This is a genomic window from Clostridium sp. (assembly GCF_036569345.1).
Classification (GTDB): domain Bacteria; phylum Bacillota; class Clostridia; order Clostridiales; family Clostridiaceae; genus Clostridium_AD.
Genome location: NZ_DATCQT010000150.1, coordinates 1 through 24777, shown reverse-complemented (window position 1 = coordinate 24777; position 24777 = coordinate 1). Strand labels below are relative to the sequence as shown.

General features: G+C 32.2%; 20 protein-coding genes and 2 riboswitches. Of the genes, 3 read left to right on the top strand and 17 right to left on the bottom strand.

The window, feature by feature from the left end:
- Positions 1 to 15: 15 nt before the first annotated feature.
- From lpdA (VIM70_RS14875) to gcvT, 5 genes are all read right to left on the bottom strand, one after another.
- On the bottom strand, positions 16 to 1428 hold the full coding sequence (gene lpdA / locus VIM70_RS14875; protein WP_331946559.1) for a dihydrolipoyl dehydrogenase: 1413 nt from the start codon (positions 1426 to 1428) through the stop codon (positions 16 to 18).
- Between the two features lie 288 nt (positions 1429 to 1716).
- Positions 1717 to 3171 (bottom strand): aminomethyl-transferring glycine dehydrogenase subunit GcvPB, encoded by a 1455-nt coding sequence (gene gcvPB / locus VIM70_RS14870; RefSeq protein ID WP_331946558.1) that lies wholly within the window; start codon positions 3169 to 3171, stop codon positions 1717 to 1719.
- Positions 3168 to 4511 (bottom strand): aminomethyl-transferring glycine dehydrogenase subunit GcvPA, encoded by a 1344-nt coding sequence (gene gcvPA, locus VIM70_RS14865; protein ID WP_331946557.1) that lies wholly within the window; start codon positions 4509 to 4511, stop codon positions 3168 to 3170. The genes gcvPB and gcvPA overlap by 4 nt, the downstream gene beginning before the upstream one ends.
- A gap of 1 nt (position 4512) precedes the next feature.
- Positions 4513 to 4896 carry a glycine cleavage system protein GcvH gene (gene gcvH / locus VIM70_RS14860; protein ID WP_331946556.1) on the bottom strand — a complete coding sequence of 128 codons (384 nt, stop codon included), beginning with the start codon at positions 4894 to 4896 and terminating at the stop codon, positions 4513 to 4515.
- Positions 4897 to 4924: 28 nt separating this feature from the next.
- Complete coding sequence (gene gcvT, locus VIM70_RS14855; protein WP_331946555.1) at positions 4925 to 6031, bottom strand: glycine cleavage system aminomethyltransferase GcvT; 1107 nt, start codon at positions 6029 to 6031, stop codon at positions 4925 to 4927.
- A gap of 91 nt (positions 6032 to 6122) precedes the next feature.
- A riboswitch (glycine riboswitch) is annotated at positions 6123 to 6195 on the bottom strand.
- Between the two features lie 3 nt (positions 6196 to 6198).
- A riboswitch (glycine riboswitch) is annotated at positions 6199 to 6301 on the bottom strand.
- Positions 6302 to 6515: 214 nt separating this feature from the next.
- Between gcvT and VIM70_RS14850 the strand changes: the two genes are divergently transcribed.
- Positions 6516 to 7496: a lipoate--protein ligase gene (locus tag VIM70_RS14850; protein ID WP_331946554.1), complete on the top strand. Its 981-nt coding sequence runs from the start codon at positions 6516 to 6518 to the stop codon at positions 7494 to 7496.
- Between the two features lie 97 nt (positions 7497 to 7593).
- Positions 7594 to 8928: an APC family permease gene (locus VIM70_RS14845; protein WP_331946553.1), complete on the top strand. Its 1335-nt coding sequence runs from the start codon at positions 7594 to 7596 to the stop codon at positions 8926 to 8928.
- A 125-nt stretch (positions 8929 to 9053) separates the two neighbouring features.
- Here VIM70_RS14845 and VIM70_RS14840 read toward each other — a convergent pair whose 3' ends face one another.
- The 12 genes from VIM70_RS14840 to VIM70_RS14785 all read right to left on the bottom strand — a co-directional run bounded on the left by VIM70_RS14840 (position 9054) and on the right by VIM70_RS14785 (position 23486).
- Entirely contained in the window at positions 9054 to 9644 is a 591-nt protein-coding gene (locus tag VIM70_RS14840) for a zinc dependent phospholipase C family protein (RefSeq protein ID WP_331946552.1), read from the bottom strand.
- Between the two features lie 148 nt (positions 9645 to 9792).
- The gene (locus VIM70_RS14835) at positions 9793 to 10365 is read right to left on the bottom strand and encodes a GDSL-type esterase/lipase family protein (RefSeq protein ID WP_331946551.1); all 573 of its coding nucleotides are present in this window, start codon (positions 10363 to 10365) and stop codon (positions 9793 to 9795) included.
- Positions 10362 to 11399, bottom strand: a complete 1038-nt coding sequence (locus tag VIM70_RS14830) for a lipoate--protein ligase (RefSeq protein WP_331946619.1) — start codon at positions 11397 to 11399, stop codon at positions 10362 to 10364. Before VIM70_RS14830 ends, VIM70_RS14835 begins: the two co-directional genes overlap by 4 nt.
- Positions 11400 to 11499: 100 nt before the next feature.
- Entirely contained in the window at positions 11500 to 12531 is a 1032-nt protein-coding gene (gene tdh, locus VIM70_RS14825) for an L-threonine 3-dehydrogenase (RefSeq protein ID WP_331946550.1), read from the bottom strand.
- Between the two features lie 45 nt (positions 12532 to 12576).
- On the bottom strand, positions 12577 to 13629 hold the full coding sequence (locus tag VIM70_RS14820) for an L-threonylcarbamoyladenylate synthase (RefSeq protein WP_331946549.1): 1053 nt from the start codon (positions 13627 to 13629) through the stop codon (positions 12577 to 12579).
- 72 nt (positions 13630 to 13701) lie between these two features.
- A complete protein-coding gene (locus VIM70_RS14815) occupies positions 13702 to 14586 on the bottom strand; it encodes an NAD(P)-dependent oxidoreductase (protein WP_331946548.1) in 885 nt (294 codons plus the stop codon).
- A 77-nt stretch (positions 14587 to 14663) separates the two neighbouring features.
- Positions 14664 to 15965 (bottom strand): MFS transporter, encoded by a 1302-nt coding sequence (locus VIM70_RS14810; RefSeq protein ID WP_331946547.1) that lies wholly within the window; start codon positions 15963 to 15965, stop codon positions 14664 to 14666.
- A 66-nt stretch (positions 15966 to 16031) separates the two neighbouring features.
- A complete protein-coding gene (lpdA, locus tag VIM70_RS14805) occupies positions 16032 to 17762 on the bottom strand; it encodes a dihydrolipoyl dehydrogenase (protein WP_331946546.1) in 1731 nt (576 codons plus the stop codon).
- Between the two features lie 81 nt (positions 17763 to 17843).
- A complete protein-coding gene (locus VIM70_RS14800; protein WP_331946545.1) occupies positions 17844 to 19163 on the bottom strand; it encodes a dihydrolipoamide acetyltransferase family protein in 1320 nt (439 codons plus the stop codon).
- Positions 19164 to 19259: 96 nt separating this feature from the next.
- Positions 19260 to 20231 carry an alpha-ketoacid dehydrogenase subunit beta gene (locus VIM70_RS14795; RefSeq protein WP_331946544.1) on the bottom strand — a complete coding sequence of 324 codons (972 nt, stop codon included), beginning with the start codon at positions 20229 to 20231 and terminating at the stop codon, positions 19260 to 19262.
- 16 nt (positions 20232 to 20247) lie between these two features.
- Entirely contained in the window at positions 20248 to 21213 is a 966-nt protein-coding gene (locus tag VIM70_RS14790; RefSeq protein ID WP_414648719.1) for a thiamine pyrophosphate-dependent dehydrogenase E1 component subunit alpha, read from the bottom strand.
- A gap of 263 nt (positions 21214 to 21476) precedes the next feature.
- Positions 21477 to 23486 carry a sigma-54-dependent Fis family transcriptional regulator gene (locus tag VIM70_RS14785; protein WP_331946543.1) on the bottom strand — a complete coding sequence of 670 codons (2010 nt, stop codon included), beginning with the start codon at positions 23484 to 23486 and terminating at the stop codon, positions 21477 to 21479.
- A 695-nt stretch (positions 23487 to 24181) separates the two neighbouring features.
- On the opposite strand from VIM70_RS14785, the gene VIM70_RS14780 reads away from it, so the two are divergent.
- On the top strand, positions 24182 to 24676 hold the full coding sequence (locus tag VIM70_RS14780) for an HTH domain-containing protein (RefSeq protein ID WP_331946542.1): 495 nt from the start codon (positions 24182 to 24184) through the stop codon (positions 24674 to 24676).
- Positions 24677 to 24777 lie beyond the last annotated feature (101 nt).

The following is a 24777-nucleotide window of genomic DNA, read 5'->3' as shown; positions in this document are numbered from 1 at the left end:
CAAATAAAAAATTTCTTATTTACTTGGTACCATATGAATAGCTTCTCCTTTTAGTCCAAGTACAGCTTCTTCAAAAGCTTCAGATAGTGTTGGATGAGCATGTATCATGCCCGCAATGTCATCTACCTTCATATTATTATTTATAGCCATAACTCCTTCAATAATTAGATCTGAAGCATGTGGTCCCATTATATGAACTCCAAGAATTCTGTTATCAAGCGTTGCTATAACTTTTACTATTCCTTCCCCTTCTCCAAGTGTTAATGCTTTTCCATTAGCCCCAAATAAGAACTTACTTGTTTTATATTCTATACCTTTTTCTTTAGCTTCATTTTCTGTTAAACCTACGCAAGCTATCTCTGGAAATACAAAAATGCAACTTGGTATTATTTCACTAGAAAATGTCTTATAACACCCCATAATTCTTTCAACTACTTTTTTCCCTTGGTGTGAAGCGGCATGCGCAAGCATACTTAATCCATTTACATCACCAATAGCATAAACATGTGGGATGTTCGTCTCATAATTTTCATCTACCATAATAGCTTTTTTATTAATCAATATACCCAAATTCTCAATATTAAGTCCACATGTCACAGGACTTCGTCCAACAGATACTATTACACTGTCTGCTTCAAACTTTATTTCACCTTTTTTCCCATTTGCAGTTACAATAAGTCCCTTATCATTTTTTTCAATACTAATTACCTTGACACTAGTATTAATATCTATACCTTTTCTTTTAAACGAAACACTAAGTCTCTTTGTTAAATCAGTATCCACTTGAGTTAGGATATTTGGCAAAAACTCTAAAACACTTACCTTTGAACCTAAAGCATTAAATATACCTGCAAACTCCATGCCTATAACTCCTCCACCTATTATGACTAGATTATTAGGCACTTCTTTAAAATTCAAAATATTTTCACTAGTAAATACTCCTGGCAAATTTATACCTGGTATATTAGGTATTGCTGGAGTGGACCCAGTTGCTATAATTATATTTTTAGAAGTTACTTCTCTACATTCTCCATTTTTAAGTAAAACTGAAACATCATTTTTATCTTTCAAAGAAGCTATCCCTAAAATAACTTCTATATTATTAGCCTTTAATAATTTCTCTACACCCTTTACCAATTGGTCAACTATTTTTTCTTTTCTGTTTTGAATTTCTTCCACATCAATAGTATAACTATCAATTTTTATCCCAAATTGATTAATATTCTTTAAAGTATTTAAAATTTCAGCGTTTCTATATAACACCTTTGTAGGTATGCATCCTCTATTTAAACATGTGCCACCAATCTCACCTTTTTCTATAATACAAACCTTAGCACCCAATTGAGCTGCCCTAATTGCCGCGACATACCCCCCAGGTCCTCCCCCAATTATAACTATATCTTTCTCAATAATTATGTCCTTTTCCATCTCTGCCCCTCCCTCCTACAATTAATGTTTAGATTATACATTGCTTACTAGTTTAACTTATTCAATAGCACTTTGAATTTAGAGTGCAGGTACATTTGAATAAGCTCTAGAACTACTTAATTCATGATTTCAAAATTTCGTAGAGGCCCGCAGGACGCGGTCCTCAGGCCTCCGCAACAGGAAGTTGCATGGAGGCCGTTAGAAATTTTAAAATCATGAATTTTTAGTAGTTCTCAGCGCCATGAAACGTCCCAAACCTAAATTCAAACTGCGATGAATTAGTTAAACTTATTTAGTATATTTTAATACCGGATGCCTCGCAGCACTGACTTCATCAAGTCTTCTAACAAGAGTATTATATGGAGCCATCTTTAATAACTGCGGATTTTCTCCTGCCTCCACTGAAATTTTTATCATAACTTCAATAAACTCATCCATTGTTTCAAGACTTTCCGTTTCCGTAGGTTCTATCATAATTGCATTATCTACAATTTTAGGAAAATATATGGTAGGAGGATGGTACCCATAATCTAAAAGTCTCTTTGCAATATCTAATGTAGTTACTACACCTGATCCCTGCTTTAAACCGCCTAAAACAAATTCGTGTTTGCAAACTTTATCAAATGGTAAATAATAATAGTCTTTTAATCTGCTTTTCATATAATTTGCATTAAGCACTGCAATTTCACTTGCCTTTTTCAGTCCATCAGATCCCATTGAAAGAATGTAACAATACGCCCGAACAAGGACTCCAAAATTCCCATAAAAACTCTTTATCTTCCCAATAGATAATGGTTTATCGTAATTAAGAATATAATTCTCATCATTTTTTTCTATTATTGGTACCGGCAAATATTGAATAAGTTCTTTTTTTACTCCTACTGGTCCACTTCCTGGTCCTCCACCACCATGTGGAGTAGAAAATGTTTTATGGAGATTCATGTGAACAACATCAAAACCCATATCTCCGGGTCTTGCTTTGCCCATAATAGCATTTAAATTTGCTCCATCATAATACACAAGTCCACCGACTTCATGCACCAGATCTGATATTTCTTTAATATTCTCATCAAATAACCCTAATGTGTTTGGATTTGTTAGCATTAAGCCTGCTATTTCATCACTTAATACAGATTTTAAACTATCTAAGTCTACGCCACCCTTTTCATTAGATTTAATTTCAACAATTTCAAAACCTACTACGCTTGCACTAGCTGGATTAGTCCCATGGGCTGAATCTGGAACTATAATCTTTTTCCTTTTAAAATCACACCTATTCTCATGGAAAGCTTTTATAATCATAAGGCCAGTAAGTTCACCATGAGCACCTGCTGAAGGTTGAAGTGAAACCTGGTCCATTCCAGATATCTCAGAAAGTTTCTCACTAAGTTCATACATCAATTGCAAAGATCCTTGTACCGTTTTTACGTTTTGATAAGGATGAATGTGAGTAAAAGACTCAATGGAAGCCATATCTTCATTAATTTTAGGATTGTACTTCATAGTACAAGAACCTAAAGGATAAAAACCAGTATCTACGCCATAATTTTTATTAGACAATAGTGTATAATGCCTTATAACATCTACTTCACTTACCTCGGGAAGGAGTAATTCTTTTTCACTGAGCAAATTCTTTGGTATCATTTTACTTATATCAATATTTTCTACATCGCAAGGAGGTAATTTATAACCTCGCCTTCCTTCTCTTGAAATTTCAAATATTAACTTATTATATTCTTTCATTTTATACCCTCCATAACAGTTATTAGCCCGTCGATTTCTGCTTTTGTTCTTTTTTCTGTTACACAAAATAATAAAGTATTTTTATGTTTAGGGTAATTTGATTCTATATCATAACCACCGATTATATTTTTTTCTAATAATTTCTCGTTAATAACATTAGCACTTTGAGGTCCCTTAATTACAAATTCCTTAAAAAAAGGTTTGTTAAATACTGGCTTGTAGTTTTCTAGTTTAATAATTTCATTAAAAGCATAATGTGCCTTCTGAGCACTTTGGTACGCAACTTCTTTTAATCCCTGTTTTCCCATAGTAGTAAGATAAATTGCAGCAGTTAGTGCATTTAAAGATTGGTCTGAACATATATTGGAGGTTGCTTTTTCCCTCCTTATATGCTGTTCTCTTGCTTGAAGTGTTAACACGAATGCTCTTTTACCATCTATGTCTTTGGTCTGTCCTACAATCCTCCCTGGCATTTTTCTCATAAGTTTTGTGGTAGTTGCCATGAATCCTAAATATGGTCCTCCAAAATTCATGTTATTTCCAAGGGATTGGCCTTCTCCTACTACGATATCTGCTCCTATTTCTCCTGGAGTTTTTAATATGGCAAGAGATATAGGATCTACACTCATTATTAAAAGTGACTTATTATCAGAAGTAATCTTTTGTATTTCTGTCATATCTTCAATAATTCCAAAAAAATTGGGGTTTTGAACTATAACCCCTGCCGTGTCCTTATCTACAAGTTCTTTTAATTTTATAATATCTGTAACTCCATCCAATGTATCTACCTCTACTAGTTCTATTCCCTTGAACTTTGTATAAGTATATAGAACTTTTCTTATTTGAGGATGCACCGTTTTAGATACAATTATAGATTTTCTTTTTGTATGGGCTACAGCCATAAACGATGCTTCAGCACATGCTGTAGCCCCATCATACATAGAAGCATTTGAAACATCAAGTCCTGTTAAATCACATATTAAAGTCTGATATTCAAAAATAGCTTGTAGTGTACCTTGGCTTATTTCCGGTTGATAAGGCGTATATGATGTATAAAATTCGGATCTTGAAACTAAATGTTTTATTATTGAAGGTATATAGTGATCATAAACTCCAGCCCCTAAAAAACAAATTAACTCCTCAGTACTTTTATTTTTATTAGCTAAGGATTTTACATGTTTTTGTACTTCAATCTCAGGCATAGACATGTTTATATTTAGCTCTCTATCTAATTTCAGCTCATCAGGTATGTCTTTGAACAAATCCTGTATAGATGAAACACCAATTTGTTTTAACATAAATTTTTCATCTTCTAAAGTATTAGGAATATAAGGAAACATATTATTTCTCCTTACTGCAATATTCTTTATATTGCTCTTCGTTCATAAGAGAATTTAATTCTTCTTTATTTGTAATTTCTAAAAGAAGCATCCAATTTTCATAGCAATCTTCACTTACTAATACTGGGTTATCCACTACAGACTCATTTATCTCTATTACCTTTCCACTAAATGGAATATACATGTCCGAAGCTGCTTTAACAGATTCAATTACACCAAAAACTTCCCCACTAGTAAATTCCGTATCTACCTCTGGTAGTTCAACAAAAACAATATCTCCTAAAGCATGTTGTGCGAAATCAGTAATTCCCACGTATGCCATATTTCCTTCAAGTTTTATCCATTCATGATCATTACTATAAAATAATTCTTTTAATATTTTCATTTAAAGTCCCCCTAATTTTTCTTTTTTATTATTTCTTATAATTTTTATTATAGAATTTTTTACTAACTACTTCTGCTTTTAATAACTTACCTCTAATAACAATTTCTATTTCTGTACCTAATTCTGAGTATTTAAAATCTATTAAAGCAAGACCTATATTTTTCTTTAATGTAGGCGATAAATATCCTGTTGTCACTACTCCAATTTTTTCTCCCAAAATGAAAACTTCATATCCATGTCTTGGAATACCTCTATCCTTCATCTCAAAACCTACTAATTTTCTTTTAATCCCCTCTTCTTTTTGCTTTAAAAGAGCTTCACGTCCTATAAAGTTTTGCTTTTGAAGTTTTACGAAAAAACCAAGGCCGGCTTCCAGTGGCGAAATATCCTGGGATATTTCATCCCCATATAGTGGTAATGAAGCTTCAAATCTTAAAGTATCTCTGCATCCAAGCCCTGCAGGCTTAAGTCCTTCTATCGCGCCAACCTTAAGTAGTTTATGCCATAACTTTTCTATTTTTTCAATTGTTGTGTATATTTCAAATCCATCCTCACCTGTATACCCTGTTCTCGAAACAATACATTTTATACCGTCCACAAGAACATCTTTTTCAAAATAGAAAAATTTAATTTCGTTTAAATCTACATCCATAATCTTTTGAAGTATCTTCTGTGCTTTTGGTCCTTGAATAGCAATTTCAGCCACTAAATCTGAACTATTAGTGATTTCAACATCATATGACCCCTTATTCCTTAGCATCCATAAAAAGTCTTTTTCTATATTACCTGCATTTATAACAAGATAAAAATGTTCTTGAGAAAATTTATATACTAAAAGGTCATCAACTATTCCTCCATTCTCATAACACATTAAAGTATATAATATTTGATTGTCTTTAAGAACTGATACGTCATTTGTAACTAATTTTTGTACAAATTCAAAGGCCTCGACTCCTTTTATATCCACCTCTCCCATATGTGATACATCAAAAAGTCCAGCAGCACTCCTAACAGCTTCATGTTCTGAAATTATCCCCGAGTATAACACCGGCATTGCCCATCCACCAAATTCAATTATTTTTCCACCATATTCACTATAAGTATTGAATAAAGGCGTTTTCTTTAAATTTTCCACCATATTTCCCCCTCACACTTTGTAAAACATGTAAATCTAAAAAATAAAAACAGAGATACAATGACATAGAAGTAACCTAACGTCATTGTATCTCTGTATTTTTACCTGAGAGTTTCTACTTTAATGTATTGCTCCTACGGTGCCAATAATTGGGCTTTCCAGAGTTTCATCAAATATCGATATGTTTGCCTGAAAGCTTCTATAAAAAATGACTATTTCCTATATTTCTTCTCCGGCTATCTTTAAATAGATATCTCTCGATATTATCATCTAAATAATATATAATTTTTAACAACAATATTTTAATTTAATTGTACTATATGGATTTAAGAATTTCAATACAATTAATCCAAAATATTCAATTTTCTTTATAATGGTTTTTACTCTCTTTCGCATTTCATTATACTGATTTTTGGGATATAATTCAATTAAATAAAACATTAGTTTATAATATATAACAAATTCATAACGAGGAGGGTTTATCATGCTTTATATAAATAACACAAATACAAATCCTTATTTTAACTTGGCAGCTGAAGAATATATGCTAAAGGAATTTAAAGAAGAATGTTTTATGTTATGGCAGAATAATCCTAGTATCATTGTAGGAAAAAATCAAAATACACTGTCCGAAATTAACCTAGACTACATAAAAACAAATAATATCCCTGTAGTAAGAAGATTATCTGGTGGAGGCACTGTTTTTCACGATTTAGGTAATTTAAATTTCACTTTTATTAAAAATAATAGTGAAGAAAATTTTAATAATTTTAAAAAATTCACCTTGCCTATTCTAAAGGTTCTAAATTCACTTAACATAAATGCAGAATTTAGTGGGAGAAACGATCTTACTATTGAAGGTAAAAAATTTTCAGGCAATGCACAATACAATTCTAGTAACAGAGTTCTTCATCACGGAACCTTGCTTTTTGCATCCAATATCACTGATTTATCAAAAGCATTACAAGCTAAACCATTAAAATTTAAGGACAAGAGTATTAAATCCGTATTAAGCAGGGTAACTAATATCAGTGCTCACTTAAAACAACCACTATCTATCATGGATTTTAAAAAATTAATTATGAACTATGTTATTACAGAGGATAATTCAAATTGCTTGTATGAATTTACTCCTTATGATCTAGTTAAGATAAATAAATTAGCCGACGATAAATATTCTACTTGGGAGTGGAATTTTGGTCATTCCCCTAAATATAACTTCATAAATGAGAACAAATTTTCATTTGGTACAATTGAATGTAATATGGAAGTAAATCATGGACTAATAAAAGCTATTAAAATATATGGTGATTTTTTTAGCAAACTTGATGTTTCAGAGATAGAAACTAAACTTATAGGCGTAAACCACGAAGAACCCTCGGTAAAAGCTATACTTTCAACCTTTAATATATCTGATTATTTTTCAAATGCAGTTTTAGAAGATGTTTTAACTTGTATGTTTTAATTTATATGTTTCAAAAAAACTTTCTTAGACAAAATTTTGTTGACTATATCTAAATTTGCCATTATTATATTAATAACAAAAGAAAGGGTGATTTATTTTGAAAGTATCAAATAATACAAATTCTGTTATTAATTTGCCAAAAAAACTAAAAAGAGAGATTGGTTTTCTTGAAGCTATTACTGTAGTGATAGGTATGGTTATAGGTTCAGGAATTTTCTTTAAACCTTCAATTGTTTTTAAGAATGCTGGCTCTCCAACCATAGGTATACTTGCTTGGGTAGCAGGTGGAATTATAACTATGGCATCTGGTCTTACTATAGCCGAAATAGCATCAGCTATTCCAAAAACCGGAGGCATTTTTATTTATCTTAAAGAACTTTATGGAGAAAAATGGGCATTTTTATTTGGCTGGGTACAAACAGTTATTTATGTCCCTGGTTCCGTCGCAGCACTGGCAATAGTTTTAGCAACTCAAGCTACTAACTTTGTACCTATGAGCGGACTTTCGCAAAAACTATTTGCAATATTAATGTTACTAATTATTACCACTGCAAATGTATTATCAACAAAACTTGCTAGTAAAATTCAGTTCGTTGCGACTATTGCAAAACTAATTCCAATTATTATTATTATTGCTTTAGGTCTTGCACGCGGAACAGCCCACAGTTTTTCCTTGCCAGTAGGTAATATGGCAGCTGGTGCAGGTTTTGGGGCAGCTATGCTTGGAACACTTTGGGCATATGATGGATGGGTAAGTGTAAGCAACATGGGAGGAGAACTTAAAAATCCTAAAAAAGATATACCAAAATCAATAATTATAGGTCTCGGCATTACTATAATAGTATATGTTTTATTTAATTTAGCAATTATAAACGTAGTTCCTATAACGTCTGTTGTAAATTCTAATAAAGTAGCTACTGATGTTGCATCAGTTTTATTTGGAAAATCCGGTTCATTATTTATCTCTGCTGGTATTTTCATTTCAATCTTTGGGGCATTAAATGGTTACTTAATGACAGGAGTTAGAATACCTTTTGCCATGGGCCAAGACAAACTTTTACCTTATGATAAATTTTTAGGTAAAGTTAATGTAAAATACCAAACTCCATTAAATGCTTATATTTTTGAGTTTGTACTTACTTGTCTATACATATTTAGTGGTTCTTTTAATACCTTAACTGATCTTGTTGTCTTTGTTTTATGGATTTTCTTCACAATGGCAGTAGCAGGTATCTTTATATTAAGAAAAAAACATAAAGATTTAGTAAGACCTTATAAAGTACCATTCTACCCAGTAGTTCCATTAATAGGAATTATAGGTGGTGTTTACATCCTAATAAGTACGCTTGTAACTGATACTCCAAAAGCACTTATAGGAATTGTTATAACATTAGTTGGACTTCCTGTATATTGGTATATCAAAAAAAGGTAGCAAAAGTATATATTGTTACAATTGCATTTCGCTGTGCTAAGTTATTCTAAACTAATTTTACAACAAAAAAACTATGCTAAATTATATGTTTAGCATAGTTTTTTCTTATTTTTTGCCATAAATATTTAATTCAAATTTTGAATATTCATTTTCATATTAATTACATTTTTCTGTAAGTACAACTGACTTGAATGTACTAGTAATTTTGAAATTTGTGAAACAGCAAATATTGAATTGGTTATATCTCTCGTTAAGCTCTCATCCTCTGAATTGTATTTTTTTTGTATTCTCATTACTATAGCTTCTACACTATCTTCATTCATTTCATAATAATTCAACTTTATCTTACCGCTAAAAAAAAGTACTAGTAATTTAAAATGTAGAATTACTTCATAAAATATATGTTCAGATAAACCTTTTTTTTCATTACCATCTCTGTGATATAAACAAAAATAATCACATCCAAAGTGGCAAATCACTCCTAAACGCCTCGAAAACTCCTTAATTGAAATATTTTCACTCATCAATTCCTCTGAATATTCACACACAATATCAAAACTTTTATCTAATGTGTGCGAATGGTTAATATCCTTGTTATTCAAATCTGGTTCAATGTTTCCATATGCAAATGATAGCCTGTCTAGTTTTAAGTCCATCTGTTTTGAAATGTACTTATATATGATTTGTGATATTAGCAAATGGGTATTAATTATCATAGTATTACACTTCCTCTAATATATAAAAGTTCCTATATTATATATATTAAAGCTGTATTATTAAATATAGATTAAAAAAATCTTAATATTAACTTAAGATTTATAATAATCCATCTTTTAATCGGTATGAAAAAGGATAATATTGCATTTATAATAATTCACTAATTACTGTTTTTTTCATTTTTTTATTTCCTTCAATAGTTGGATGAACTCCGTCTTTATAATATTCCACTTTACCTTGGTTGGTTTGTTTAGCTTTAAATTCCTTATAAAAGTCTATTACTTTACAATTTGAAAGCGCAGCAAATTTTATAATCCAATCTCTACATTCTACTAATTTTTCATTAACTTCTTCAAAGTTTTGCGTAAACTGAAAGTTTTCTTTTGCTATTGACAGTACTATCGGTATAGGTATCCCTAAAACCGGCATTATATTATAATGGTATGCTTGAAATACCAATGATGATAAATTTCCTTTGATTATTGAAAGAGGGATACCATAAACCAAATCATTTGTTCCACCCATAATAATTGTATGTGTAGGTTTTTCATCTATAACATCTCTATAAAATCTAGATAACATACCTGTAGTCGTATCTCCGGGTATACCTTTATCCACAACTTGCATTTTCGTTTCTTCCTCGAGCATAAAGGGCCATGAATCTTTCTTTTTTAATTGATACCCACAAGTTAAACTATCCCCTAAGCATATTATTTTCATCTAACCATCTCATAAGAAGAATAGCTATTAATTATGGTATCCGTTTCAAAAAAAAGACTTAGTAAATCTTCTTTTGATATCTTACCAAAATATCTCGTTATATCTATATACTTTATTATATTACTGATATCATTTTTTTGAAATCTTATACCTATTAAAACCTCTTCAAATTTTTTTATGTCCTCAGTCCCAAAAAAATCTCCGTACATTTTACAATTTTTTATTAGTCCATCTTCTACATTAATTCTCACATCCAAAATTCCAATATCAAATTTTCTACTATTTTTATAATTAAATTTTGGAGATTTTCCAAAATTCCATTGCCAAGTATTATATTTCTCTTGCATTAATTTATTTATTGCATCTTTGTCTTCTTTTGTTAATTCATATTTTATTATAGGACTTTTTTCATATTCATATAAATATTTTAAAATAAGGTCTCTAAACCCTAGAACATCTAAATCTGCTTTTAGATAGTCACTTATGTTTGTTACTCTGCTTCTTACGGATTTTATTCCCTTAGATTCTATCTTTTCTTTTTTTACATTTAGTGCTTTACCTAAAGTATCTAACTGAGAATTAAATAATAATGTACCATGATTTAACAATCTGCCACTTATAATACTTTGGGCAATTCCCGAAAACTTCTTTCCATCTAAGGTTAAATCATTTCTTCCTGAGAGCTCACATTTAACTCCCAATTTACCTAAAGCATTAATTACGGGATAAGTATATTTTTTAAAATTAATACTTTCTAACCTACTTACCTTTGTTATAAAAGAAAAGTTTAAATTTCCAAGGTCGTGATATACCGCACCACCACCAGTTATTCTTCTTACAACACCAATGTTATTTTCACTAACATATTGGCTATTTATTTCTTCAGGTGTACATTGATTCCTACCTATAATAATAGATGGTCCATTCCTCCATAAAATTACGTAATCATCTTTTAAGTCAAAATTTTTAAAAGCATATTCTTCTAAAGCTAAGTTATATCTTGGATCTATTGAATTGTTTTCCACATACTTCATATATTTAAACCTTCCTTCTATTTTAATAGTAGCTGCCAATTATTATAAAGCCCCTTCTCCATTAAGCTTAATTTGTCCAAGTGGATTAGGGGCATAAGAATTATGGAATAAATACAACTTTACTTGCTAAACCTTTTCTAGCAAGATCAAAACCTTTTTCAAAATCTTCAAGTGGCATTATATGTGTTATTACAGGTGATATATCAAATCTACCGGAAGCTAAAGCGTTTTCAAGAGCATACCATGTAGAAAACATCTTTCTTCCATGGACACCAAATATTGTTACACCCTTAAAAATCACATCACTTCCAAGATTAAGTTCGATACTATTGCCCGGCAAGCCAACTAAAGCATATTTCCCACCTTTTCTTAAATACTTAAACCCTTGGTTTATTGCTCCTGTATTTCCTGAGCATTCAATTATAGCATCTACCCCATAACCGTTTGTAAACTTCTTAACGATTTGTACCACATCTTCCGTGGAAGAATTAATTATTATGGTAGCACCCATTTTTTTAGCAATTTGAAGACGTGAATTGCTAACATCCATTGCAATTACTTTAGCTGCTCCCATATATAAAGCTGAGGCCACTGCAAATAATCCCATAGGACCACAACCTATAACAGCCACATTTTTCCCAGCCACTTCACATTTGGAAGCAGCTCTAAATGAGGTTCCTAATGGTTCAAATACTGCGCCAATTTCAAAAGGGATTTCTTTCGGTATTTTTCTTGCACAAATTGCTGGTACAACTGTATATTCTGCAAAACATCCATCTTTGCTAACACCAAATAGTTCAAGATTATTACATATATCTTGTTCACCAATCTGACATTGTAAACAAACTCCACATGGAATATGAGTTTCAACAGCTACATGATCCCCAATCTCGAATCCCTTAACATCTTCCCCTATTACAACGATTTCACCACAACATTCATGTCCAAGAATTAACGGAAGGTTAATCCGTGCATTTTGTGCCCATGGATTCCAATCTATAATATGCATATCTGTCCCACAAAGTGCTGTAGCTCTAACTTTTATTAGAACTTCTCCTTTTTTAGGCACAGGTTTTTTAATTTCGATAAATTCTAAGCCTGGAGTTGGTAATGTTTTTACTAATGCTTTCACTATCATCTATCTCCTTTATTTTTTATCGTACTAATTACTTTTTACTTATACATTAATAATATCAAAACCTGCTGATTTCTTAAGCCTGTTCATTACTGCTATTCCTACGCCATTCTCTTCAAAAGCTTCGGAAAGTATTATATCAACTTTTTTATCATCAAAACTTCTCAAAGTTTCAAATAAATTTCTAGCAATACTACTAATTTCTTTTCTACTACCTAAAGAAATAACAACACAATTTTTATATTCTTTTAAAGTTTCATCTGTTGCCATTATGCCTACTACTTTATTTTGGTCTAGATAATATTTAGCTATTTCATTTATTTTTAGAGTAGTTTTTTTCAAATCTCCTTGAATAATTCTTACTGCTGCCTTAGGTGCATAATGCCTATATTTCATACCTGGTGCCTTAGGTTTAAAATCCTTATCAGGTTTTTTCATTATAGCTAAATCTATATATATACTACTATCAATAGTTTTTAACATTTCAACGGTTATACCCCCGGGTCTTAATATACATGGAGGATATATTGTGCAATCTACTATTGTAGATTCTACTCCGACACTACACTTTTCTCCTGCTACAATACATTCAATTTTACCATCTAAATCCTCAATACACCTTTCAACATCTGTTGGGCTGGGTCTTCCTGAAATATTTGCAGATGGAGCCGCTATAGGTACTTTCGCTGCTCTGATAATTTGTCTTGCTATATTATTAGATGGCATCCTTATTCCTACACTATCAAGCCCTGCAGTCGTTATAGAAGGTATTACTGAAGACTTTTTAAGTATTACTGTTATAGGCCCGGGACAAAACTTATTCATAATTTCATATGCAACCTTAGGAATATCTATTACTAAAGGCTTTAGACTCTCAAAATCAGCTATATGAACTATTAGAGGATTATCTTGTGGCCTTCCCTTTGCTTTAAATATTTTTTTAACAGCCTTTGGGTCTAGTGCATTTCCACCTAATCCATAAACTGTCTCTGTAGGAAAAGCAACTAGTCCACCATTTCTTAAAATTTCACCACATTCCTCTATTTCCAATCTATTTATATTGCATTCATCTATGGTTAACACTTTCGTATCCAAATTTATTAAGTCCTTTCACTTGTTTTTAAAATTTAACTTCCATAAGTAAGTTTTTATTAATCACATTCTGATTCAGTGTTTTTTCTGCACCACAGTATCCATTTTCTTTTCATAATACTTGACCATTCCGATTTGGTCTATGTTTATCATTCCATTATCATCCATCCAGTCCATAACGTTAAGTACCACATCGGTCAAAGGAAGGTCAATACCGAGTTCATGAGCATAATTCTTTGCGTTTATAATATCCTTTCGATGGACGGCAATTCTTGCACCAGGTTCAAAATTTCTGTTGATAAGCTTTGGAATTTTATCGTCATACAATGGGCCTCCAACAAAACCAGTTCTCGTAGCTCTAAAAAGCACTTCTGGGTCAAGCCCGGCTTTTGCGGCAAAACCATATCCCTCTGCAATTGCTACAAGCATTGCGCCGGCGATAAGGTTGTTGGCCAGTTTTGTAATACTACCGGTCGTAGAAGGTCCGGTATAGACCGGTTTGCCCATGCATTCTAAAATAGACAATACTTCGTCAAAGGCTTCTTTATTACCTCCTGTCATAATGGCGAGAGTTCCATTCTTTGCACCAGGTTCTCCACCACTAATAGGAGAGTCTAGAAGCTCCATCCCTGCTTCCTGGGCCTCATCATTGAGCTTAGTTACTATATTGGGAGCAGTAGATGATAAATCAACAATGATGTTTCCAGGCTTACCGTTTTTTATGGCTCCTTCGATTGAATTAATGATAATAGCGTGAGTCGGAAGAGACGTGAATATAATATCACAAGAAGTGTAGATTTCCATGGGGTCATCTACGGGGGTACCCCCAGCCTCCTTAAAACGGTCTTTTTTATCCTGCATGACGTCAAACCCAAGAATTGACTGTCCTGTTCCCTTAACAACATTTATGGCGATAGGAAGACCCATTAGCCCCAAACCTAAAAAACCAATATTTTTCATATTTAAACACTCCTTATAAATTTTAGGCACCATAATAATCCGTAAATACTTATTACAGTGCCAATTTAATTTTATAATTATTGATTTAATGTATTTTTTTCTGTTGATACAGCTTCAGACTTTTTATCCTTAAGTGTCAACATCAAGATACCTGAAAGTACCATTGAAACAGCCAAAATTACATAAGCTATATGATAAGAACCAGTTTGTGTTTTACTATATCCAACTAAATAAGGACCAACCCAACCACCTATATTTCCAACTGAATTTATTAAACCAGTAGCCGCAGCTGCTGCTGAGCCTGACAAAAATGTTGTTGGTACTGACCACCAAACGCCCATTCCTACATATACTCCTACACAAGTTATACAAGTAAATATAAAGCTTAATACTGGGTTACTAGTCATCGTTCCTGCTATCATACCCAAAGCACCAATAAACATTGGAATAGCTATATGTGGTTTTAAATTTCCAGACTTTTCGGCAAGTTTGCCATTCATTACAAAGAAAAACGCTGCTATGCACATTGGAACAATGATTAAGAAACTTACACTTGAATTGCCCAATTTAGAAACTGACTTTAATACTGTTGGCAACCAGAATCCAAACCCCCAGAAACCACTAATCCACAGAAAGTATATCAGACATAACTTAAGTACAGTTTTATCGCTTAATGCCTGCCATATAGTAAATTTTTTAACAGAATTTTTCAAAACAATCTCTTGCTCATATTCTTCCATTCTAGTTTTCTTTTCTTCTTCAGTCATCCAATTTACATCTTTTGGCCAATCCTTCAACCAGAAAAGAAGGATAATTCCAAAAATGAAAGCCAAAACTCCTTCTAATAAGAACAGCATCTGCCAACCCTGAAGCCCAAAATATGAGAGACCTATCAATGCTCCAGCCACAGGTGAACCTATAATATTGGAAGTAAGAAGAGAAATTAACATTATTGAAATTGCCTTAGGTCTTTCCTTGGCGTTAAACCAACGAGGGATAATAACAGCATAACAAACAGGATAAAAACTAGCTTCTGCAGCACCAATTAAAAAACGCACAAAATAGAATTGACCTGCAGTATGAATAAATGTCATACTGCTACACGCTATGCCCCATGTTAGCATAATTCTGACTAGCCATTTACTCGGGCTTCTATTCGAAGCAAATATAGTACCTGGTATTTCAAATAATACGTAACCCAGAAATAAAATCCCTGCACCCATTCCAAAAATCTCAGCAGTAAACCCTAAGTCTTTATTCATAGTTAATGCAGCAAATGAAATGTTTAGTCTGTCAAGATATGCTAGGGTTGATCCAATAAAGAGTGGTAAGAGAATGTTTAAATATTTCCTTTTAGTAACACTTCCAGTAATAGTCATTGATTATTCCTCCTTAAATATTAGGACTCTCTACTTTCGTAGAGGCAGTTGGCTTATGAATTTACATTAAAATCTATTTACTTGATGTATTGATATATTGTTTACAGCAAGAGCCGCTTCTTTAACAGCCTCTCCAACTGTTGGATGAGCATGAACTGTTGATATTAATTCATCAACAGTAGCTTCTAGTCTTAAAGCCAATGCACCCTCTGCTATAAGATCAGTAGCTCTAGGTCCGTATATGTGCATTCCAAGGATTTCGCCATATTTTTTATCCGTAATAATTTTTATAACAGTATTTTCAGATTCACTCATAATTACTGCTTTTGAGTTTCCAACCAGTGAAAATTTTCCAACCTTATAATCTATTCCTCTTTTCTTTACCTGTTCTTCTGTTAATCCTACTGCTGCAATTTCGGGTTTTGTGTAAACACATGCTGGTACTGTTTTATAATCCATTTTTGTATCAATTTCCATTATGGTTTCAGCAGCTACTACTCCTTGCTCTGATGCTACATGGGCAAGCATATTAATCCCCGTTACATCGCCAATTGCATATATTCCTTCAACATTTGTTTTCATGGTCTTATCCACCACGATATTGCCTCTATTTAGGCTAACGCCTGCATTTTCTATATTTAATCCTTTTGATACAGCCCTTCTTCCAACACAGATAAGAGCTTTGTCTCCTTCAATTTTCATCTCCTTGCCATCTAATGAAACTGTAACTATGATACCTATTTCACCTTGTTCAATACCCGTTACCTTAGCTTCGTTATAAATAATTATTCCATTCTTAACCAATGTTTTTTTAGTTAACTCTCCAATTTCTCTATCAATGGGAGGAAGTATATATGGTAGCATTTCAACTATTGTAACTTTAGAACCTAAGCTATTAAATACTGTTGCAAATTCAGTTCCAATAACGCCTCCACCTATAATAACAATACTTTCAGGGATTTTTTCTAAAGATAATGCACCAGTACTGTCAATTACATCTGCCAAATCCGATCCTTTAATTGGAGGTATAAAAGGTTCTGATCCCGTTGCAATAATAATACTATCCGCAACCGTTTTCATCGATGACCCATCTTCTTTATCTATCAGAATGGTATTCATATCTATAAAAGATGCTCTACCTTTAATTACTTCAACTTTATTAGCCTTAAGAAGATACTCAATTCCGTTTACAAGTTTCTTTACAACTACTTTTTTTCTATTTTGTAAAGATGTCCAATCTACATCAACTTTTCCTTCTACACATATCCCTAATAAATCTGCTTGTTTCATCTCCTTTAATATCTCAGCAGTATGTAGAAGTACTTTAGTTGGTATACATCCAACATTAAGGCAAGTACCTCCAAGCCATTGTTTTTCTACAACTTTAACTTTAGCCCCTAGCTGAGCCGCTCTAATTGCAGCTACGTAACCACCAGGTCCTCCACCTATAACTAAGACATTTTTTCCTGATGTATCATTACTTTTTTTAAAGACATTTTCTTTTTCAATTGTTTTAATTTTAATTGCGACCTCAGGTAATAATTCAGATATATCTTCACTTTCTCCTGCCACAATTGCAACAGTTTCTGTTACCTTTGCAGTTTCTCCAACTTTTACGATTATCTTTCTTAAAACACCACCTTCTATTGCTTCAATTGTGTTTGTCATTTTATCTGTTTCAACCTCAAATATAGGCTCTCCACGTTTTACTAAATCTCCTTCATTTTTTATCCATTTCGATATTTTACCCTCAGTCATTGTAAGCCCTAGTTTGGGCATAGTAACTACATGAGACATAAGTTTAAGACCTCCTTAAAACATATAAAAAATTGACTTAAACAATGATTTCAACTCTTTACTACTACTTTATTATATTTTTTACATTAGTAGTAACAAAGGATTTTTAACAATATCCGCAAATCTCTTTAAGAATTTTGCTGCCATAGCACCATCAATAACTCTATGATCTGCGGTTAAACTTAACTTAATCATTGGTCTAATCACTATTTCACCGTTAATGACAACTACTTTATCAACCATTGCGTTTACACCCAGTATTGCTAATTCAGGCTGATTTATTATAGGTGAGAACGTATCCATGCCAAACATTCCTAAATTACTTATCGTAAATGTTCCACCACTTACAGCATCAAGACTAAGCTTATTTGATTTTGTATTTTTAATTATTTCTTCAGTTTCTAATGCTATATCGAGAAGAGATTTATCTTGAACATTTTTTATATTGGGAACCATAAGTCCGTCTTCAATAGCTATTGCAAGTCCAATGTTTACAGATCTATGCAGTATTATTTCTTTACCATCAAAACTAGCATTGATATATGGAAATTCATTTAAGCTTTTGGCCGCAATTTTCATTAATATGTGGTTGTAAGTTAATTTAGCATTTACTGCTTTAAAACTCTCCTTAAGTTTCTCTCTAAATTCTTTCATTGCTAATGCATCAATTTCGATATTATATGTTACTTTTGGAGATATATTCCAACTTTTGATCATTCTATCTGCAATTATTTTTCTCATATTTGACGGTCTAACCCTTTCATCCACATCAGTAACTTTAACGAATGAAGTTTCTCCTTTTATATCCAATGCTTTTAATATATCTTCTTTCATAATCCTTCCTGTTGAATCAATATCCTTTACATTAACGTTAAAGTCTTTAGCCATTTTTGCAGCTGTTGGAGTAATTCTTATTCTATTTTGTTCAAGATACATATCCACATCCTTTTGTACTATGTTTCCACTACATCCAGTAGCTTTTACTAGAGATAAGTCAATATTATTTTCATTAGCAGATTTCTTTGCCATAGGAGACGCCTTAATGTAACCCGATTTATTGTTCTGTATTATTCCTATATTTTCTCCTTTTACTTGTATATTGGTTACTTCTTTTACTTCTTCTACCTTATTGTCTTCTATTAATAAACCTGATATATCCTCATCTTTACTACCGATTATAGCAATTGGAGCTGTTACATCAGCAGAACTGCCTTCACCTACTATAATTTTCCTTAAAAAACCATCTTCAGTTGCTTCTATTTGATTTGTCATTTTATCTGTTTCAACATCAAATAGGTTTTCGCCAGTTTTAACTTGCTCTCCCTCTTTTTTATACCATCCGGAAATAGTTCCTTCGGTCATTGTTAGACCTAATTTAGGCATAACCACAACACTTGCCATTTTTTACCCCCCTCAGTAATAGTATTCCTTTCTTTAGAAAATCTAATTGAACTCCCCTGTTTTACCTGTTACCCTTATCAGAGGAGCTTAATTAATTCAGAACATTTTTCTTATTTTATCTACCACGTCATTTGTTTTTATTCTGTATTCGTTTTCAAGTGTTGGTGCAAAAGGTACTGGAGTAAATGGAGAACCAATTCTTACTATTGGTGCATCTAAATAATCCATAGCCTCTTCTGCTACAATTGCTGATAACTCTGCTCCAACCCCACCTTGTTTTACAGCCTCATGAAGAACTACAAATCTATGAGTCTTCTTAACAGATTTTAATATTGTCTCTTTATCTATAGGGGATATAGTTCTAAGATCTATAACTTCTACACTTATTCCTTCCTTTTCTAATATATCAGCGACCTCAAATGCTTGTTGCATCTTAATTGAATAAGACACAATAGTTACATCTTTTCCTTCTCTGGCTACATTCGCTTTTCCTATTTCAACTACATAATCTCCTTCAGGTACAGGCCCCTTTTGTTTATAAAGTATTTTATTTTCGAAATATATAACAGGATTGTTATCTCTCAATGCAGCTATTAAAAGTCCTTTTGCATCTGCAGGATTTGATGGTGCAACAACCTTAAGACCAGGAATATGCATAAACCATGCTTCAATACTTTGTGAATGTTGCGCTGCACCTTGAATTGATAGACCATCTGGCGCTCTTACTACGAGTGGAAGCATACATTGACCACCAAACATATATCTAATTTTCGCCATTTGATTAAAAAATTCATCCATAGCAATACCCATAAAATCCGCAAAATGCATATCAGCAACCGGCCTCATTCCTGCTAATGCAGCTCCAATAGCAGCACCAATTATTGTTGTTTCTGATATGGGAGTATCTAACACTCTTTCAGTACCAAATTTTTGTGGAAGTCCTCTAAATTGGCCAAATATTCCACCCTGCCTTGCTATATCTTCACCCATTATAAATATTTTATCGTCTCTAGTCATTTCCTGTGTCATTGCCTCTCGTGTTGCCTCTGAAAATGTTATTTCTCTCAATTAATTCACGTCCTTTCTATACATATAAGCCTTCATATAATTCTGATGGGTCTGGGAATGGGCTATCCTTTGCAAACTTTATAGCATCTACAAGAGTCTTATCTGCTGCTACTTTAATTGCGTCCATTTCTTCCCTTGTCATCAGATTATTCTCTAACGCCTCTTTTTCAAAATTCTTAATTGGATCATTTTCCATAAAACGTTTTTGAACTTCTTCCTTTGTTCTATACATTTCTGGATCTCCTACAAAATGTCCCTTAACCCTATAAGTTTTAGCCTCTATTAATGTCGGTCCGCCGCCTTGTCTTGCTCTTTCAACAGCTTCTTGTGCTACCTTATAAACCTTAAATACATCATTACCATCGACTATAATGCCAGGCATACCGTAAGCAACAGCTCTATCTGCTATATTATCAACAGATGTAGTTGTTTTATATGGCGTAGTTGATGCCCATTCATTATTTTCACAAACAAAAATTACTGGAAGTTTAAAAACAGATGCAAAATTTGCTGCTTCATGAAAAGTGCCTCTATTAGATGCACCATCTCCAAAGAAAACTACCGAAACATCCTTTCTCTTTTGGTATTTAATGGCAAGGGCAGCCCCTACAGCCAAATTATATCCACCGCCAACAACACCATTTGCTCCTAGCATACCTACACTAAAGTCTGCAATATGCATTGACCCAGCTTTTCCCTTACAAAAACCAGTCTCACGGCCATATATTTCAGCCATCATTCTTTTAATGTCTGCTCCCTTTGCAATTGTATGTCCGTGTCCTCGGTGAGTACTTTCTATATAATCTTTCTTTGTTAAGTTTGCACACACCCCTGTAGCTATTGCTTCTTCACCTATGTATAAGTGAACGAAACCTGGTATTTCTCCTGCGAAAAACAGTCTTTCAATGTTTTCTTCAAAAGTTCTAATTTCAACCATTGTTTTATAAAAACTTGTTGTTAAACACTTGTCTAATTCTACCAAAGCAACCTCAACTCCTTACTTTTTCTTTGTTACAATATAATATTAGCAAGTAGAGTGCCAAGTATTTTTGATTTAGATAAAATACGTAAAACATTACTCAGCAATACCTAGTTATATGAGCTACTGGCTTTTACTTTTTATTTGAAAGAGTAATAATCGAATTAATTTTTTATATTAAAAAAAGCACTGCTCAAATATTTCACATAAAAGTGTCAATATTTTGAGTACTGCTAATTTTCTGAGCAGTATAAAATTTTTAGATATTACATCTTCAAGCTATATTTCTTCATCTTATTATATAATGTATTTCTACTTACCTTTAAAACATTAGCTGTTTTTGATATATTCCCATCCATTATATATAAAACTTTTTTGATTTCCTTAATTTCAATGGTTTCAAGACTTTCAAGTTTATCCTCACTGGGATTTTTACCTAATGGTATTGAATCATTAAACAAGTCTTTTTCTAAATTAGTTATTCTTTTCTTTTCCCTAATATTAGTTGCAAGATCCTTCAAGCCTATAATATCGCCTTGACAAAGGTTTATTGCTCTTTCAATACAATTTTCAAGTTCCCGTACATTGCCAGGCCATTCATAGTTCATAATATATTCCATAGCTTCATCAGAAATTGCTTTGATACTTTTATCTATCTTTACATTCATTTTGCTTATGAAATAATATACTATTTCTTTTATATCTTCTTTTCTTAGTCTAAGAGGTGGCAAGTAAATATTAAGAACATTTACCCTATAATAAAGGTCCCTTCTAAAGTTGCCTTTATTACATTCATCAAATAATTCCTTATTTGTTGCACAAATTACTCTTACATCTATATCAATTACATCATTTCCACCTATTCTTGTTATCTGTTTTTCCTGTAGTACACGTAAAAGCTTTGCCTGCATATAAAGAGGCATATCTCCTATTTCATCCAAAAATATAGTTCCTCCTTTTGCAAGTTCAAATTTACCAGGATTTCCTCCCTTTAATGCTCCTGTAAAGGAACCTTCATTATATCCAAATAATTCACTTTCAATAAGTTCATTTGGTATGGCTGCACAGTTTATTGAAATAAAGCATTCATTTTTTCTACTACTTGCATTATGAATAGATTGTACAATAAGCTCTTTCCCCGTTCCACACTCCCCTTGCACCAATATGGTAGAAGAACTTTTTGCTGCAATTTTAGCAAGTCTTATACTTTCCTTTATAATATTGCTGCTCCCAATTATATCATCGAAATGAAATTTTCCATATGCACCAACCATTTTTGTTACCATAGTCTGAACCCTTTTTATTTTTCTAAAAGTATCTACAACCCCAATTATATTTCCATGTCCATCTCTTATTATAGTTGCTGTTTTTATAAAATGAAACTTGGTACCCTTTCTATTTTTCAAAATAAACTCTTTGTCTACATAACCTTTCCCACTTTTCAGAACATTTAAAATTACTGGATCAAAATCCACAATATTACTAATATGCTTACCTATAGAATTCTCCCTATTTACTTCTAGAATTTCTGCCCCACTAGTATTAATAGATGTGACAATTCCGCTCGCATCTATTGTCAAAATTCCATCTGAAGAAGACTCTACTATAGCATTTTGGAATTTATTTTTGATTTTTAATTGAGCTTTTGTATGCTCAATCTCTATTCTTGTTTCAATTGCTTTTGCAGCAACTACTATCATACCCAGTGTATGTGCATGACTTCCAGCCATATAGCCTCTAACACCAATAGCTCCAATGATTTTTCCTTCTTTTCTAATTGGTGCTGACGAGCATGTCCAATCCTTATTCATGATACAGTAATGCTCATCCCCAGAAATTTGAATAGGTATTCCCTCTTTTAATGATGTATTAATAGAATTATTACCAACATATAGTTCATCCCACACAGCGCCCTTAACAAAATTAATTTTATCTTCTGAATTTTCAATTATATAATTATCACACATTAGTTCAAGAATACATGCATTAGCATCACTTAAAACTACTGTAAAACCTGTTCCTTTAACAAATGAATATAAATCTTCCATATATGGCTTAGCATAATATATAAGTTTAATATTTTTATAAAGTATAGTCTCTAATTCTTTCCCTTCATATTTTTTGGCACATTTTACTTCAAAAGGACTTATTCCAGATTCTACACATCTTTTCCAACCTCTTAATATATAATCCTTCTGATTTTTTAATTTTGTTTTTGATCCACCTAATAATTCTACATTAATAGCTTTATTAATATCATTCTTAATAATATTCATAATTTCCCTCCAATCTAAATGACTTAATCTTATAAAAAATAAGGCATTAAAATATTGGTATAATCACGTTTTATATAATAGTCTGGTTTATCAATGTTTTTTTATCATAGAATGTATTATTTTTATGCCTTCTTTAATATTTATGATGTATTAGTTCAACATATTATTCTATTTCCCTTTAATTATTTTTTTAGGGATATCTAAACTATCAAAAGAAAATATTTTGACTATTACTGTGGAATATTCATATTTCATTCTATTAACTTCCTTATATGTTAATATTACCATAATATGAAGTTAATGTTAATATGTCTTTGATAATAGTTTTAGTATCTTTTATTTAAATTTGATCTAGAAATTCTTCTTTTGCCAATATAAAATTCTCGTGAGCCTCACAGGACGTAAGGCGAGCGATCCCGAGACAGGACGTCGAGTGTAAGGACATAACAATTAATAATTGTTATGTCCCCCTGAGAACGACCCAGAGGCAGATAATTTTATATTTTCAAAAGACTAGAATTTCTTAATCAAATTCCCAATTTCAATCTCTTATTGGGAGGCACGCAGGAGAACCTTCTAAACTAGTACCTATAGGTTAGACACTTAGAAAAAAAATGTTTGAGCTATAGGTGCTTTTTTGTATAATTAAATATATAGTTGGAGGTAGAATTATGAGTAAAATTTTGTTTTCATAAATGAGTATGCTAAAGCTTCAAAAAAATAAAAATGTTCTTAATGTAAGTGAAAAAGCCATTACATATACAGATGAATTTAAGCGCTTATTCATTGATGAATATATGTCCGGTAAATTACCCAGGGATATTTTTATAGAAAATAGTTTTGATGTGGAGATCATTGGGATGAAACGTATTGAACAATCTGCATGCCGGTGGAAAGCAATGTATAAAGCAAATGGGATAATTGGCTTAACAGATACTAGAAAAGGTCTTTCTGGACGTCCCCTTGCTCGGGAATTAACACCACAGGAAATAATTGAAAGGCAAGAAGCTAAAATTAAGTTACTTGAGTCACAGGTAGAATTGTTAAAAAAATTAAAAAATTTAGCTTTCAAAATTCAATCAAGTACTTATGTGAATTATCGGGAGTGTCTAGATCTGGGTACTACAATTATATTGCTTCAAAGGATAAGTGTATATGTTAATCTAAAAGTACCCCACTATTCTAATTGAAATATCCCCCACTTTAATGTAAACTTTCTTATGATTGAACATCATAAGAGGGGGAATGGAGATGATTACATTGAGTGAAAAACAGCACATCATAATATCGG